The sequence below is a fragment of the Embleya sp. L77 genome (assembly GCF_055557415.1).
Genome location: NZ_CM145709.1, coordinates 2,819,436 through 2,834,224 on the forward strand (window position 1 = coordinate 2,819,436; position 14,789 = coordinate 2,834,224).

11 protein-coding genes and 1 pseudogene are annotated in these 14,789 nt (G+C 70.4%); 5 read left to right on the top strand and 7 right to left on the bottom strand.

Annotated features, from left to right (window positions below; genetic code table 11):
- Positions 1-84 precede the first annotated feature (84 nt).
- A pseudogene (locus ACZOOI_RS11780) lies at positions 85-822 on the top strand (TetR/AcrR family transcriptional regulator); the annotation flags it as partial.
- Here ACZOOI_RS11780 and ACZOOI_RS11785 read toward each other — a convergent pair.
- A complete protein-coding gene (locus tag ACZOOI_RS11785) occupies positions 759-2,054 on the bottom strand; it encodes an MFS transporter (protein WP_465280603.1) in 1,296 nt (431 codons plus the stop codon). The pseudogene ACZOOI_RS11780 and the gene ACZOOI_RS11785 overlap by 64 nt on opposite strands.
- A gap of 141 nt (positions 2,055-2,195) precedes the next feature.
- Between ACZOOI_RS11785 and ACZOOI_RS11790 the strand changes: the two genes are divergently transcribed.
- Entirely contained in the window at positions 2,196-3,293 is a 1,098-nt protein-coding gene (locus ACZOOI_RS11790; RefSeq protein WP_465280604.1) for a P1 family peptidase, read from the top strand.
- A gap of 44 nt (positions 3,294-3,337) precedes the next feature.
- The gene (locus ACZOOI_RS11795; protein WP_465280605.1) at positions 3,338-4,306 is read left to right on the top strand and encodes an MHYT domain-containing protein; all 969 of its coding nucleotides are present in this window, start codon (positions 3,338-3,340) and stop codon (positions 4,304-4,306) included.
- A gap of 225 nt (positions 4,307-4,531) precedes the next feature.
- Here ACZOOI_RS11795 and ACZOOI_RS11800 read toward each other — a convergent pair whose 3' ends face one another.
- Positions 4,532-5,593: a tetratricopeptide repeat protein gene (locus tag ACZOOI_RS11800; protein WP_465280606.1), complete on the bottom strand. Its 1,062-nt coding sequence runs from the start codon at positions 5,591-5,593 to the stop codon at positions 4,532-4,534.
- A gap of 319 nt (positions 5,594-5,912) precedes the next feature.
- Here ACZOOI_RS11800 and ACZOOI_RS11805 point away from each other — a divergent pair, with 319 nt between their 5' ends.
- Positions 5,913-7,043, top strand: coding sequence for an Rv3169 family protein (locus ACZOOI_RS11805; protein WP_465280607.1), 1,131 nt, complete (start codon positions 5,913-5,915; stop codon positions 7,041-7,043).
- A 346-nt stretch (positions 7,044-7,389) separates the two neighbouring features.
- Here the strand turns inward: ACZOOI_RS11805 and ACZOOI_RS11810 are convergent, their stop codons facing one another.
- The 4 genes from ACZOOI_RS11810 to ACZOOI_RS11825 all read right to left on the bottom strand — a co-directional run bounded on the left by ACZOOI_RS11810 (position 7,390) and on the right by ACZOOI_RS11825 (position 11,947).
- A complete protein-coding gene (locus tag ACZOOI_RS11810) occupies positions 7,390-8,514 on the bottom strand; it encodes an NAD(P)H-dependent flavin oxidoreductase (RefSeq protein WP_465280608.1) in 1,125 nt (374 codons plus the stop codon).
- Positions 8,515-8,688: 174 nt separating this feature from the next.
- A complete protein-coding gene (locus ACZOOI_RS11815; protein WP_465280609.1) occupies positions 8,689-9,846 on the bottom strand; it encodes a thiolase domain-containing protein in 1,158 nt (385 codons plus the stop codon).
- Positions 9,843-10,952: a lipid-transfer protein gene (locus tag ACZOOI_RS11820; RefSeq protein ID WP_465280610.1), complete on the bottom strand. Its 1,110-nt coding sequence runs from the start codon at positions 10,950-10,952 to the stop codon at positions 9,843-9,845. Before ACZOOI_RS11820 ends, ACZOOI_RS11815 begins: the two co-directional genes overlap by 4 nt.
- On the bottom strand, positions 10,952-11,947 hold the full coding sequence (locus tag ACZOOI_RS11825; protein ID WP_465280611.1) for a Zn-ribbon domain-containing OB-fold protein: 996 nt from the start codon (positions 11,945-11,947) through the stop codon (positions 10,952-10,954). The genes ACZOOI_RS11820 and ACZOOI_RS11825 overlap by 1 nt, the downstream gene beginning before the upstream one ends.
- A 155-nt stretch (positions 11,948-12,102) precedes the next feature.
- On the opposite strand from ACZOOI_RS11825, the gene ACZOOI_RS11830 reads away from it, so the two are divergent.
- Entirely contained in the window at positions 12,103-13,686 is a 1,584-nt protein-coding gene (locus ACZOOI_RS11830) for an AMP-binding protein (RefSeq protein WP_465280612.1), read from the top strand.
- Positions 13,687-13,926: 240 nt separating this feature from the next.
- Here the strand turns inward: ACZOOI_RS11830 and ACZOOI_RS11835 are convergent, their stop codons facing one another.
- A complete protein-coding gene (locus ACZOOI_RS11835; protein WP_465280613.1) occupies positions 13,927-14,688 on the bottom strand; it encodes an SDR family oxidoreductase in 762 nt (253 codons plus the stop codon).
- Positions 14,689-14,789 lie beyond the last annotated feature (101 nt).

Sequence of the window (14,789 nt, forward strand, 5' to 3'; positions counted from 1 at the left end):
GTCTCCCCCTGCTGATCGCACACTGCCGGTCGTCGCCGTCGAACACCGCACGTTCGAACGATGTTCGTTCACCGAACGGCGTTAATGGCTCGAACACCGTTTTATTCGCGAACGGTGTTCGCGTCAAGTACAGTGTTCGTAAAGCCGGGTGATCGGCGAGGGGTTGATCGAGGAGGTGGCGCCGTGTCCGAGGTTCCCGAAGTACCCGTGCCGCCGTGGCGCACGGCGCCCAAGGAGCGGTCGCCGCGCAAACCGGCGCTGACCCAGGAGGCGATCGTCACCGTCGCGCTGGAGATCGTCGACGCGGAGGGTCTGGACGCGCTGAGCATGCGCCGGGTCGCCCAGCGCTTCGACACCGGCGCGGCATCCCTGTACGCGTACGTCGCGAGCAAGGAAGAGCTCCTGGAACTGGTGGTGGACCGGGTCAACGGGGAGGTGCTGATCCCGACCGCGGATCCCGAACGCTGGCGCGAGCAGCTGCGCGAGGCGCTGTTCGCGATCCGCGACGTCTACGCCTCACACCGCGACCTCGGTCGCGCGCTGATCGGCTCGGTGCCGATCGGGCCCAACTCGCTGGACTGCACCGAGCGGCTGCTGTCGATCCTGCGCGCGGGCGGACTGTCCGCGAAGGTCAGCGCGTTCGCGGCCGATCTGCTGTCCATGTACACGGTGATGTCCGGCCTGGAGATGGGCGGCCAGAACACCATGCACGGAGCGACCGACGAGGAGCGGGGTGCTTACTACACCCGCGTGCACGACTACTTCGCGTCGTTGCCCGCGGCCCGCTTTCCGACGTTGACCTCGCTCGGCGACGCGCTCACCTCCGGCGACGGCGACGAACGCTTCGCGTTCGGCATCGACGTGCTGTTGCTCGGCATGATCGCGTACACCGAACGGGAATCCTGACCCGGCGTCAGGAAACCGGCCACGACCGGGATCACCGCGCAGATCGTGTACGCGGTGACGTAGCCGCCCGGGCCGCCGATGATCACGCCGAACAGCGGTGGCCCGGCGGCGGCGGTCAGGTTCTGGCCGGTGTTCTGGATGCCCATCACCCTCCCCGCCCAGGCGCTGCCCGCGAGTTCGGCGACCGCCGTGAACGCCAGCCCGTTCCAGCTCACCGTGGCCACCGACGCAAGCAGCAGGAAGACGATCGCCACCGGCCCACCGATCGCCGAGGTCAGCGCGAGCGCGCCGACCACCACGGCGTTGACCACACACAGCGTGCGCATCGGCCGCAGCCGGGAGCCGACCAGGTCCGACCAGCGGCCGACCGCGATCCGGGTGCCCGCCGCGACCAGTTGCACGGCCGCGAGCAGCCGGCCGGCCCCGGTCGCGGTCCACCCGTGCTCGGAGACCAGGTAGTCCGCGGCGAAGGACACCACGACGAACTGGGACACCACCAGCAGCGCGCTGGCCGCGTGTATCCGGTACAGGACGGGTGAGTCGTACGGAGAGGCCGGTCGGGCCGCGCCGGCCACGGGCGCGGGTCGGGCCGGATCGCGGACGAGCACCGCGACCAGCGCCGCGCCCACGACACACAGCACGGCAGGGAAGACCAGCGCGGCCCGAAAGCCCGCATGGGTGCCGATCGGCGGCAACACCAGCGCACCGGCCACCATGCCCAGCGGCTGGGCCATCTGCCGCATGCCCATCGCCAGTCCGCGCTGCTCGGGCGCGAACCAGCCCAGCACGACCCGCCCGCTGGCCGCGTTCACCGCCGCCGAGCACGCACCCGCGACCGCGAGCCAACCACCAAGCCACACCGCGCCGTCGCCGGCCAGGGCCACCGCGATCGCGCCGCCGGCCAGGGCCAGGCCCACCGCCATCACCCGGCGCTCGCCCCAGCGATCCGCCGCCGCGCCCCACAACACCAGGGTCGACAGCAGGCCGAACGTCGGACACGCCACGACGGTGCCGGCCTGCGCGAGCGACATGCCCTCGTCCGCGCGCAGCACCGGGACGAGGTAGGCGAGGCCGTACAGGAACACGCAGCTCGCCAGCTGTGCGCACATCCCGATGGCCAGCATCAGCCAGCGCCGGCTCTCCCCCACTGCGCCACCTCCACGTCGATATCCGTGCACTCTACAAGCTTTCTCAGGGACTGAGACGAAAATCTTGAATCATGAGACATGGGCCATGGAGCAGCATGGGAACAGGACCACCGCAGCACGATCCATCACTCGGGAGGCCACATGTTCGATATCGAGGCGTACAAGATCGGGCCGCGCAACGCGATCACCGACGTGGCGGGGCTGCGGGTCGGGCACGCCGCCTACACCGACGCCGGTGCGATGACCGGAACCACCGTGCTGCTCGGGCCGGTCGGCGGCTTCGTGGCCGGCGTGGACGTGCGCGGCGGCGCGCCGGGCACCCGGGAGTTGGACGCGCTCGACCCACGCAACCTGGTGCCGCGGATCGAGGCGATCGTGCTGAGCGGGGGCAGCGCGTTCGGCCTGGACGCGGCGGGCGGCGTGGTGGCGTGGCTGGCCGAGCGGGGTCGGGGGTTCCCGGTGGGCACGGAACCGTATCAGGTGGTGCCGGTGGTGCCGGCCGCGTCGTTGTTCGACCTCGGCCGCGGCGGCGACTGGGCGCGCCGACCCGATGCGGCGCTGGGGCGCGCGGCGATCGCGGCGGCCGACGCCGAGCCGGAGCACGCGGCGGTGCCGATGGGCAGCGTGGGCGCGGGCACCGGTGCGATGGTCGGCGGGCTGCGCGGCGGGGTGGGCACGGCGAGTGTGGTGTTGCCGGGCGGGGTCACCGTCGCCGCGCTCGCGGTGGTCAACGCGGCCGGGTCGGCGGTGGACCCGATCGGCGGTCTGCCGTACGCGGCCGGCCTCGGGCTGCCCGCCGAGTTCCCGCTGACCGCGCCCGAACACGCCGAGCACGCCGCCGCGTTGGCCCGCGCCGCGGCCTCGGCCGGGATGCCGCCCACGCTCAACACCACGATCGGGATCGTCGCCACCGACGCGGTGCTGACCAGGCCACAGGCGCAGAAGGTGGCCGGTGTCGCGCACGACGGGCTGGCCCGGGCGATCCGGCCGGTGCACACGCTCTACGACGGCGACACCATCTTTGCCGTGTCCACGGCCCGGGTACCGCTGCCCGCCCCCGATCCCGGCACGCCGTACGGGGTGAACGCGGAGGCCGCCGCGCTGACCCTGATCCACGCGGCGGCGGCGGACGTATTCGCCCGAGCCGTACTGCACGGCGTGCTGGCCGCGAAGGGTGGCGGTGAAGTCCCGGCCTATCGAGATCTTTATCCGAATTCCAGCTCCGCGTACGAGCGGTAACGATCTTGAGCGGCGTTTTCCGAATTCGGAAACCCGCCCGAGGAGTGCCGGCCGGACTGCTCTATCATCGGCGATTCGACGATGAGGTTTCCCCGCTTCCGAAGGGGCCCGGACTAACGGAGCGGTTTGCCGGCATGGGACACGTTGATCATTTTGCATATGGTGCCGTCACCCCCGGCATCGCCTACCTCATGTCGTGCGTCGGATCGGCTCTCGGGCTGCTCTGCACGACACGGGCGCGCGCGGTACACGGTTGGGTGCGAGCGCGTTGGTTGGTACTGGGCGCGGCTTCGATCGGTGGCACCGGAATCTGGGTCATGCATTTCATCGGCATGCTCGGATTCTCGGTGCGCGAGACCCCGATTCGATACGACGTGGGCAAGACGATGACCTCGCTGGTGCTCGCGGTGGTGGTGGTCGGCATCGGCATGGCGGTCGCCGGTCGGCGCAACGCGGGCCCGGTGGGGCTGGTGCTCGGCGGGGTGATCACCGGCGGCGGCGTGGCGATCATGCACTACATGGGCATGGCCGCGATGAGCCTGGACGGCTCGGTCGAATACGACTCGTTCCGGGTCGGCCTGTCGATCCTGATCGCGGTGGTCGCGGCCACCGCGGCGCTGTGGGCCGCACTCAACGTGAGCGGATTCGCGGCGACCGCGGGTGCCGCGTTGATCATGGGACTGGCGGTCAGCGGAATGCATTACACGGGAATGTCCGCAATGAGCGTGCGCACCGAGGGCCGGCACGGGATGGTGCACGGTGTGGAGGCGTCCCAATTCCTCGCGCCGTTGATCACCGGGATCAGCCTTTTCACGGTGATCACGCTGTTCATCGTCGCGCTGTCGCCGTCCGCCGACGAGATCAAGGAAGAAGACGAACTCAGCGCCAGGTTGGCCCGCTTGGAGGACAACCGGTTCGGTGCGGCAGCGACCGGCGGGCCGATCGGCGCACGGCCGTCCCACCGGCTCGGAACGGAAAACAACCCCCGCGATTACTTCCGTTCGGGTCGCTGATCCGGAATTTGAAATTCCGGAATCCTGTCGGCTGCCGCGAGGAGCGCGAAGCGGACGAAGGCGGGAAGCGGAGGCAGGGCGCCGAGGCGGGGTGCCGAAGGCGGGGCCGGACGCTGCGCGCCGGATTTCTCGGCTGCCGCGTGCCCCGCCCCGCACGCCCGCGCTACCGCCCCTGCTCCGGCACCCGCCGGCGCGCCCCCATCGCTCCCGTCACCCCCGTCTTCGCTACTGCGTCGGTTCCAGCACCGGCCCCAGGGCGGCGACTGCGTCGAAGGGGCGTTCGCGGCGCTCTCGGCGTCTGGCCGCGAGCCGCTGGCGCAGACCCGGTCGGCGCTGTCGGTCTCCGCCGGCCTGCTTTCGGGCGCTGCCCAGACTGTTGCGAGCCAGGTCCTCGCGGTCGTGGTCGCCGAGTTTGCCGAACAGGGTCGCGGCCCGCTCGTGCGCCTCGGCGGCCTCGTCGAACCGACGCACCTGCTGGAGCGCCGCCCCGAGGCTGTTGAGGGCCTGACCTTCGCGGTGCAGGTCGCCGAACTTGGCGAAAAGAGTCGCGGCCTGCTCGTGAGCGGCGGCGGCCTCCTCGAACCGGCGCACCTGGTGCAGCGCGGCGCCGAGGTAGTCCAGGGCCTGGCCCTGACGGTGGTGGTCGTCGAGCTCGGTGAACAGGGCGGCCGCCTGCCGGTGCGCCTCGATCGCCTCGGGGAACCGGCGCATCTCCCGAAGGGCGATGCCGAAGTTGTTCAGAGCCTGGCCCTCGCGGTGGTGATCGTCCAGTTCGTCGAACAGGGCGGCCGCCTGCCGGTGCACGTCGATCGCCTCGGGGAACCGGCGCACCTCCTGGAGGGCGATGCCGAGATTGTTCAGGGCCTGGCCCTCGCGGTGGTAGTCGTCGAGGTCCGCGAACAGGGCGGCGGCCTGCCGATGGGCGTCGATCGCCTCCTCGAACCGGCGCACCTCCTGGAGCGCGGTGCCCAGGTTGTTGAGGACCTGGCCCTCGCGATGGCGGTCGTCGAGGTCCGCGAACAGGGCGGCCGCCTGGCGATGAGCCTCGATCGACTCGTCGAGGCGCCGCACCTGCTGGAGGGCGGTACCGAGATTGGCCAGCGCCTGACCCTCGCCGTGGTGGTCCACCTGCTCGCGGCACAGGGCGAGGTCCTCCTGGTGGGCGTCGATGGCCTCGTCGAAGCGCCGCACCTGCTGGAGGGCGGTACCGAGGTTGTTCAACGCCCGTCCCTCGCCATTGCGGTCGCCGAGTTCGCGGCAGATGACGAGGTCTTGCTGGTGACTCATGATCTCTCCCGACGCGTCGCGGACTCCCGCCCGACCCCGTTCCTCCCATGGATGGGAGCGGCGCGGCCCGGCGGTACATCCTTCACAGTGACACCTTCAGTAACACGCGTCTCACGGAGCGTGGCAACCGCTCAGATGCGGGAAGGTCCAACCGAGTGGTGCATTGGGCCGCATGGACGGCGGGTCGCGTGGGAGACCCCCAGCGGCCGGCGTCCGCCGAGACGCTTGATTGCGTCAATGATTTGGCGCAGACTCGCACGACGTCTCAACCAGCGCCTACGCGTCGGCGCCTCGTCGGCGCGTGGTCAGGAGGAACCCGATGCCGATCCCCGTGCCCCTGGACGAATACCCGGTCCACCAGGTCCCGTTGTTCCACAGCGAAGTCGGCTCGACCGACCGGAACTTCTACGACCGCTGCATCATGCACGCCTACGACCGCGCGGGTGGCATCCAGATCGCGACCGGCCTCGGCGTCTATCCGAACCTGGGCGTGATCGACGCCTACGTGGTGATCCGCAGGGACGGCCGCCAGCACGCGGTGCGGATGTCGGGTGCGCTCGGCCCGGATCGGCTCAAGCAGGAGGTCGGGCCGTACCGCATCGAGGTGCTGGAGCCGCTGGCCAGCGTGCGAGTGGTGTGCGACGCGCCGGACCAGGGCATCTCGATCGACCTCACCTTCACGTCGCCGTTCGCGCCCCTGCCGGAACCTCGACACGTGCAGCGCAGCGACTTCAAGCCGCTCCTGGACGCGTCGCGCTTCGTGCAGATCGGCGACTGGACCGGCACGGTGACCCTGGACGGCGAGGAGATCGCGGTCACGCCGCAGACCTGGTCCGGCTCGCGCGACCGCTCCTGGGGCATCCGCCCCTCCGGCGAGGTGCCGCCGGCCGGGCGGCCCGCGCAGACCGCCGGATTCTGGTGGAACTGGATCCCGATCCACCTCGGCGACCAGGCGCTGATGATCATCGCCCAGGAGTCGGCCGAGGGACACCGCTTCCTGACCGAGGCGATCCGGATCTTCCCGATCGACACCGGCAAGGCGCCCGAGCAGCTCGGCTGGCCCGAGTTCGACGTGCGCTACGTGTCCGGGACCCGGCTGCCCGAGGGTGCCGCGATCCACCTGACCGACCGCAAGCGCAATGCGCTCACCCTGCACCTGGACAACCACGGGTACATCGCGCTCAACGTGGGTGCGGGCTACGGCGGCGACCCGGACTGGGGCCACGGCCAGTGGAAGGGCGAGGACTACCTCGACGGCGCGGTGTACGAGCAGAAGGACCCCGAGGTGGCCAAGCGCATCCCGTTCGGCGTGATCGACCACGTCGCGACCGCCCGACTCACCGGGCCCGACGGTGCGCTGCTCGCCGAGGGTGTGGGCATCTTCGAACACGGCACGTTCGGCCGACACGATCCGTCGGGCTTCACCGGGTGGGACTCGGTCGCCCCGTAGGACGGTCGGGCGTGGGGCGGGCGCGTCGGGCGTGGGCCGGCGGTCGTCGGGCCCTGGTCCGACGACCGCGTCGGATCCTGGTCCGGGCCCCCGGGCCGCCCGCCGCAGCGCCGCCGGCCGCCCCCTGGCGCCGATCGCGAGCGGAGCCGGCGGATTTTACCGGGCACCCGTTGCCGAGATACCGAGAACGCGCAGGTTGCGGAAATACCGGGACAGTTCGCGATACCCATAAACGCGGGACCGGTGTCACTCACTCCCGTGACCCGCCGACCGCCGGGCCGTGCACGCGAGTCCTCCCGCGTGCCCGGCCCGGCAGGTCTCGGCCGGACGATGCGATCCGGTGGGCTCAGTCCTCGGCCAGGAGCGCGCTCAGCCGCTCCGTGGTCTCGATCCACTCCTCGACCAGGGACAGCACGACCTCCTGGGTCGGCCGGACCTTGTCGAGCATGCCCACGACCTGGCCCACCGGCCAGCCGTTGAGCTCCTTGTTCTTGGTCCGGGTGAAGCGCCGGGACGCCGCGTTGAAGATGATGCCCTGGAGCGGCATCGGCAGCGGGTCGGGGTTGGCCGGGTCCTCCCACGCCTCGGTCCACGCGCTCTTGAGCTGGCGGGCCGGCTTCCCGGTCATCGCCCGCGAGCGCACCGTGTCGGTGGACTTGGCCTCCAGCAGGTTCTGCACCGACACCTCGTGGGTGTCCGCCTCGGCGACGGTCAGCCACAGGCTGCCGGTCCACACGCCCTGCGCACCCAGCGCCAGCGCCGCGGCCATCTGCCGACCACCACCGATGCCGCCGGCCGCGAGCACCGGGACGTCCGGGCCCACCGTGTCCACGACCTGCGGGATGAGCACCATCGTGGAGATCTCGCCGCAGTGCCCACCGGCCTCGGTGCCCTGGGCGACCACCACGTCCACGCCCGCCTCGACCTGCTTCTGCGCATGCCGCGGGCTGCCGCACAGCGCGCCGACCAGAACACCCGCCTCGTGGCACGCGTCGATGATGTCGGCCGGCGGCGGGCCGAGCGCGTTGACGAACATCTTGACCAGCGGGTGCTTGAGCGAGACCTGGATCTGCGCGCGCGACTCCAGGTCCACGTTCAGCCCGGCCGCCTTGACCGGCTTGTCCGCCAGGTCGGCGGGCAGCGGCGGAATCCCGTGGCTGTCCAGGAGTTCGTCGACGAACTTCCAGTGCTGCTCCGGGATCAGCTTCTCCAGGTTGCTCGGCAGTGCGGCCTCGCCACCGCCCTTGCCGATGTACGCCATCGGGATCGCCAGGTCGACGCCGTACGGCTTGCCGTCGGTGTGCTCGTCGAGCCAGGCGAGCTCGACCTCCAGCTGCTCGGGATCGAACGCGAGCGCACCGAGCACGCCGAAGCCGCCGGCTCGGCTGACCGCCGCGACCACGTCGCGGCAGTGGGAGAACGCAAAGATCGGGAAGTCGATCCCGAGCTTCACGCAGATGGGGGGCTTCATCGCCAGAACCTCCGGTCACCGGGTGAAGGCCCCAGAATAGGAAGGCTCCTTGACCAAATCAAGGTCAAGGAGCCTTACCATTTATCGGGCGCCGACCCGGGCGCCGACCCGGGCACCGCCCCGGGTACCGAACCGCGTGCCGAACCGAGCGGCGTCCCGAGTGGTGACCGGCGGCTACGGCTTGTCCGCGCCCACCGCCCACATCGCGAAGTACTGCGCCGCCGCGCCGTACGCCTGGGCCAGCGCGACCTTCGCGCCGTCCACCTGGTGCTCCCCGGCCGCACCCCGGACCTGGAGCGCCGCCTCCAGGAAGCGCAGCATGCCGGAGGCGCCGATCGGGTTGGAGGACAACACGCCGCCCGACGGGTTCACCGGGAAGTCGCCGTCGAAGGCGGTCTCGCCGCGGTCGACCATCTTCCAGCCCTCGCCCACGGGCGCGATGTCGTGACCCTCCAGCCACATCGGCTCGTACCAGGAGAACGGCACGTACAACTCGGCCACGTCGATCTGCCGCCGCGGGTCGGTGATCCCGGCCTGCTTGTACACGTCCCACGCGCAGTCGACACCGGCCTGCGGGCGGATCGGGTCGCGGCCGTTGAAGGACGACGGCTCGGACCGCATCGACGTGCCCAGGATCCAGGCCGGAGCCCGGCCGTCGGCCGCCGCCGCGTCGCCGCCGGCCTCGTCGGTCAGCACGATCGCGCCGGCACCGTCCGAGGACGGGCACGACTCCAGGAAATGCAGCGGGTCCCACATCATCGGCGACTCGCGGACCTTGTCGATCGAGATGTCCTTGAGCTGGAGATGCGCGTACTGGTTGCGCAGCGCGTTCTGCCGGTCCTTGACCGCCACCTGCCAGCCGATGTGCTCGGGCGCCCCGGACTTCTGGATGTACGCCCGAATCCATGGCGCGAACGCGCCACCCGCGCCGATCGACCCGGACTTGCCGCCGCCCAGGCCGAATTGCGCGTTGCCCTCGGACTGCTTCTCCCACGCGACGGCCAACACGCGCTTGTGCACCCGGCTGCTGATCAGGTGCGAGGCGACGATCGCCGTGGATCCGCCCACGCTGCCCGCGGTGTGCACCCGGAACACCGGCTTGCCCGCCCCGCCGAGTGCGTCCGAGAGGTAGAGCTCGGGCTTCATCACGCCCTCGAAGATGTCGGGCGCCTTCCCGATCACCACCGCGTCGATGTCGCTCCAGGTCATCCGCGCGTCGTCCAACGCGCGCTGGGCGGCCTCGCGGACGAGACCCGCGATGGACAGGTCGTCGCGCCGCTTCTTGTGCTTGGTCTGGCCGATGCCGACGACGGCAACGCGCTCATGGGTCATCGGTTGTCACCTTCCAGGACACAGACGAGGTTCTGCTGGAGTGCCGGGCCCGACGTGGCGTGCCCGAGCGTGCGCGAGCGCCCGTTGTTCAGGATCTGGTCGGCCGCCGCGGCGATCCGCACCAGGCCGGTGGCCATCAGCGGGTTGCCGGTGAGCGCGCCACCGGACGGGTTGATCACCACGTCCTCGGCCAGGCCCAACGACTGCCGCAGGATCACCTCCTGCGCGGTGAACGGCGCCATCAACTCGGCCACTTCGACACCCGCCACGCCGCCCGCGCGCTGCCCGGCGATCCGAGTCGAGGCGGAGTCGGTCAGGTCGCGCAGCGCCGGGTTGTGCACCTCGCTGCGGTGGTCGAGGCCGGTGATCCAGGCCGGGCGCTCGGTCAGTTCGGCGGCCCGCGGGCCGCGGGCGAGCACGACCGCGCAGGCGCCGTCGGAGATCGGCGGCAGGTCACTCTTGCGCAGCGGATTGCGCAGGTAGCCCTCGGCGAGCAGCTTGTCCACGTCCTGCTCGGCGCTCCGTACCTGCTGCTTCGGGTTGCCCGCCGCGTCGCGGCGCGAGCGCGCGGCGATCTCGGCGAGTTCGCGTTCGGTGGTCTTGCCGGACTCGATCAACTGCCGGGCCTGGAGCGCGGCGAGCGAGACCGGGTCCAGGCCGAGCGGCGCAAGGTAGTACGGGTCCAGTTCGAGCGGGTACATCGCGGCCGGGTCGCCGGTGGAGGACTTGCCCGAGCCCATCGCGACCGCGATGTCGATGTCGCCGTGCTTGAGCCGCACCCACGCCTCGTACATCGCCCACGCGCCGTCCATCTCGACGTGCGACTCGTGGATCGGCGGCCACGCGCCCATGGCGTCCAGGTTGGGCACGAACGAGAACGTGCCACCGGAGATGTAGTCGCACGACCCCTGGCAGCTGAACCCGATGTCGGAGCGCTTGAGCCCGACCTGATCCAAGACCTCGTCGACGACCATCAGCAGCATCTCGGTCTCGGTGAGCTCCTGTCGGCGCACCGCCGGGAGCTGCGCGGTCGCGACGATCGCGATGTCGCTGTCCTGCCGCACTGCCGTCTCCCTTGTCTCGCCCGCGTTTCGACGCTCCGTCATCAGAACACCCGGTTCATGTACTGCTCGGCGGGCTCGTCCGGCTCACCGGTGTGCCGCCAGCCCTTGATGAAGCCGGCGACCGTGCCCCAGCCCTTGCTGGTGATCTCCGCCGCGTCCCGCTCGGCCTCGGGCATCCACTCCGCCTGGACCCGCATGCCGACTCGGATCTCGGACACCGGGAGGTCCAGGATCTGCTGCTGCGCGATCACCATCTCGTCGCCTTCGAGCACGACGGAGGCACGCGCGAACGGCTCGGTCTCCTTCTGGCCCGGATACGGCGTGGGCGTGATGATCGTGTAGTTGGACACCACCCCGCGGTCGGGCAGCACCTCGTCCAGCTCGGGCCCGAGCAGGATGGCGTCCACCGAGCAGTAGCCCCGGCCCAGGAAGACCCGGTTGCACTGCGGACAGCGCTGCCCGGTCAGTCGGCCGGCCCGCAGGTTGCTCGCGTAGCGGACCAGCGTGGGCGAGAGCACGTCGGTGTAGGTGATCTTGGAGAAGTACTCCATGGTCGTCACGTCCTGCGACTCGCCGGGCTCGCCGGCAGGACTCTCGGCGTGCTCGCCGGGGACGAAGCAGACGATGTCGTCGATCCGGCCGACCGGCTCGTCGCGCCAGCGCGGGGCGACCCGCATGCCGGTCCGCACCGCGTCCTCGCTGCCCGCGTCGAGCACGTGCACGAGGTCGGTGTCGGCGCCGTCCAGGCGGACCAGGACGAACGCGAACGGCCGGTCCAGCGGGTGCGATTCGATCGGTTCGGCGACCCACGTCCAGGACCGGACGGTGCCGGCCGGACCCACCTCGACGAAGTCGTGCGCGAGTTCGTTCCCGGTCTCCGGGTCGTACTCCATGGGCGGCACGATCACCCGCTCACCGGACCGGATCCCGACGATCCGACGGGCGGTCAGCTCCGAGAAGAAGCGACCCATGACCGGTCCGAGTGTGCGCTTGTAGGGGAACTGGATAGTACTGACGGTCTGTGTCGACACGGTCATCCTCTCGGCCTGGGAACGAGGTCGGCCACCGGCCGAACGATAGGTAAGGTTCCTTGACGAGGTCAATGGATGGCGAAAACATGTTGTCGTGTGGCGATGCCTTCGGCATGCGCCACGGTCCACCACCATCCGCCATCTCCGAGGGGAAGCCGCAGATGTCGTACGACCTGCCCGCCGCGCTGCACCGCCCGGTATTCGTCCCCGATCTGCTCCTGCACGCACTGACCAGGCACGCCGACAAGCCCGCGATGTACATCGGCGACCGCGTCTTGACGGCCAGTCAGGTGCGCGACGAGATCAGCCGATACCAGCAGGCGTACGCGTCGCTGGGCGTGGTCAAGGGCACCATGGTCTCGGTGTTGTCCGCGAACCGGCCCGAGGTGCTGTTCGCGACCGGCTGCAACATGTTGACCGGCTGTCGCGCGACGCCGCTGCATCCGATGGGCTCGCTGGAGGACCACGCGTACGTTCTGGCCGACGCCGGGGTCGAGGCGCTGATCTACGACCCGGGGCCGTACGGCGAGCGGGCGGCGGCGCTGAAGGAGCGGCTGCCGCACCTGAAGCTGCTGGCCTTCGGCCCGGATTCGGCCGACCTGGGCGTGGATCTGCTCGCGCTGGCCGCGAAGTTCGAGCCGGGAGTGCTCACGCCGCCGGAGGTGAGCGCCGAGGAAGTCTCTGGCTACGCGTACACCGGCGGCACCACCGGTCGGCCCAAGGGCGTGATGTCCACCTATCGCTCCGGGGTGACCCTGCCGACCGTGCAACTCGCCGAGTGGGACTGGCCGGACGAGGTGCGCTTCCTGGTCGCCACGCCGCTGTCGCACGCGGGCATGTCGGCGTTCATTCCGACGCTGCTGCGCGGCGGTTCGATCGTGGTGCTGCCGCACTTCGATCCGAAGCAGGTGCTCGCGGCGATCGAGAAGTATCGGATCACCGCGACGATGCTGGTGCCGACGATGTTGTATGTGCTCCTGGATCACCCCGACCTGGACAAGTACGACCTGTCCAGCCTGGAGACGGTGTTCTACGGCGCCTCCGCGATGTCGCCGGCGCGGTTGAAGGAGGGCATCGAGCGGTTGGGACCGATTTTCTTCCAGTACTACGGCCAGGCCGAGTGCCCGATGACGATCACGGTCATGCGCCGGGACGAGCACGACCCGAACGACCCGGCGCGGCTTGCCTCGTGCGGTCGGCCGGTGCCGTTCCTGACGGTGAAGCTGCTCGACGAGGACCTGAACGAGGTGCCGCAGGGCGAGCCGGGCGAGATCTGCGTACGCGGCCCGTTGGTGATGGCCGGCTACCTCAACAAGCCCGAGCAGACCGAAGAGGCGCTGCGTGGTGGGTGGTTGCACACCGGCGACATCGCCCGGGCGGACCCGGACGGGTTCCTGACGATCGTGGACCGCAAGAAGGACATGATCATCACCGGCGGCTTCAACGTCTTCCCCCGTGAGGTGGAGGACGTGATCTCGGCCCATCCGGCGGTGGCCGCGGTCGCGGTGGTCGGGGTGCCGGACGACAAGTGGGGCGAGGCGGTCAAGGCGGTCGTGGTCCTGCGACCCGGGCACGAGGTGGATCCGGCGGAGCTGATCGCGCTGGTGAAGGAGCGCAAGGGCGCGGTACAGGCGCCCAAGTCGATCGACTTCACCGACTCGATTCCGCTGTCGCCGCTGGGCAAGCCGGACAAGAAGACGCTGCGGGCGCGGTATTGGGGTGAGGGTGGACGGCAGGTGAATTGAGGGTTGGCGGTTGGCGGTTGGCCATTGGCGGTGGCGGTGGCGGTATCGCCGCCTGGCATCGCACCGTTGGGGTTGTCGGCGTTGGTCGGTCGGGGCGTCGGAGCTTTCGCGCCGGGCACCGCGCGCGCGTCGCGGTGTTCGGGGCGGTGGCTCGGGATGGCGGTTCGGGCGGTGGCTCGCGGGGGCGTCTGTGCTTCCCCCGTACCGGAGTTGCGGTGTGGGGAGGCAGCCCGCGGAGGGTCAGCCGACGAGTTCGGTGAGGGCGGCCTCCCAGGTGCGGGTGCCGACGGTGGCGCCTTCCAGGGTCAGGTTCTCGCCGGCGCGGTAGGCGCGGCCGGCCTTCCCCGGGAAGCGGACCGGCAGCTTCGGGCGGCGCTTGCCGTTGGCCGTGAGGTAGCTGCCGATCGCCTCACCCATCGTGTAGACCTTCGGCCCGACCAGGTCCGGCACCAGGCCGGCCGGCTCGCCGAGGGTCAACTCGACCATGCGGTCGGCCACATCGCGCACGTCGACCGGTTGGAGGCGGACCCCGCCGGGGACCGGGACGACCGGCATTTTCGTCATCTTGCCCATCACGGTCAGCATCAACTGGTTGAACTGGGCGGCGCGCAGCGTGGTCCACGGCAGGCCCGACTCCGCCACCGCCTGTTCCGCGCCCAGCTTGGCCTTGAAGTAGCCCAGTGGAACGCGGTCGGCGCCGACCACCGAGATGTAGACCAGGTGCCGTACGTCGGCGTCCTTCGCGGCCCGGACCAGGTTGCGGGTGGCCTCGTCGTCGCCCTTGGGGCCGCCCGCCAGGTGCAGGATGGTGTCCATCCCGGCGACGGCGGCTTCGACGCCCTCGTTCTTGAGCAGGTCGGCGGTCACGTACTCGACGCCTTCGTGGGTACCACCGCCGGTGCGGCTGAGCACGCGGACGTTGTTGCCCGCGTCGCGCAGCATCGGAACGACCAGACGGCCGAGGGTGCCCGTGCCACCGGTGACCAGAATCGACTTCGTCATCACTTGCTCCCGTTGTTCGGACCGGGTCTCGGATTCGCTTCCCGGTCTCTCCGCGGGGCCCTTGCCGGGCTCCTGCTTCCCTGACGGACGGGCCGAAAAAA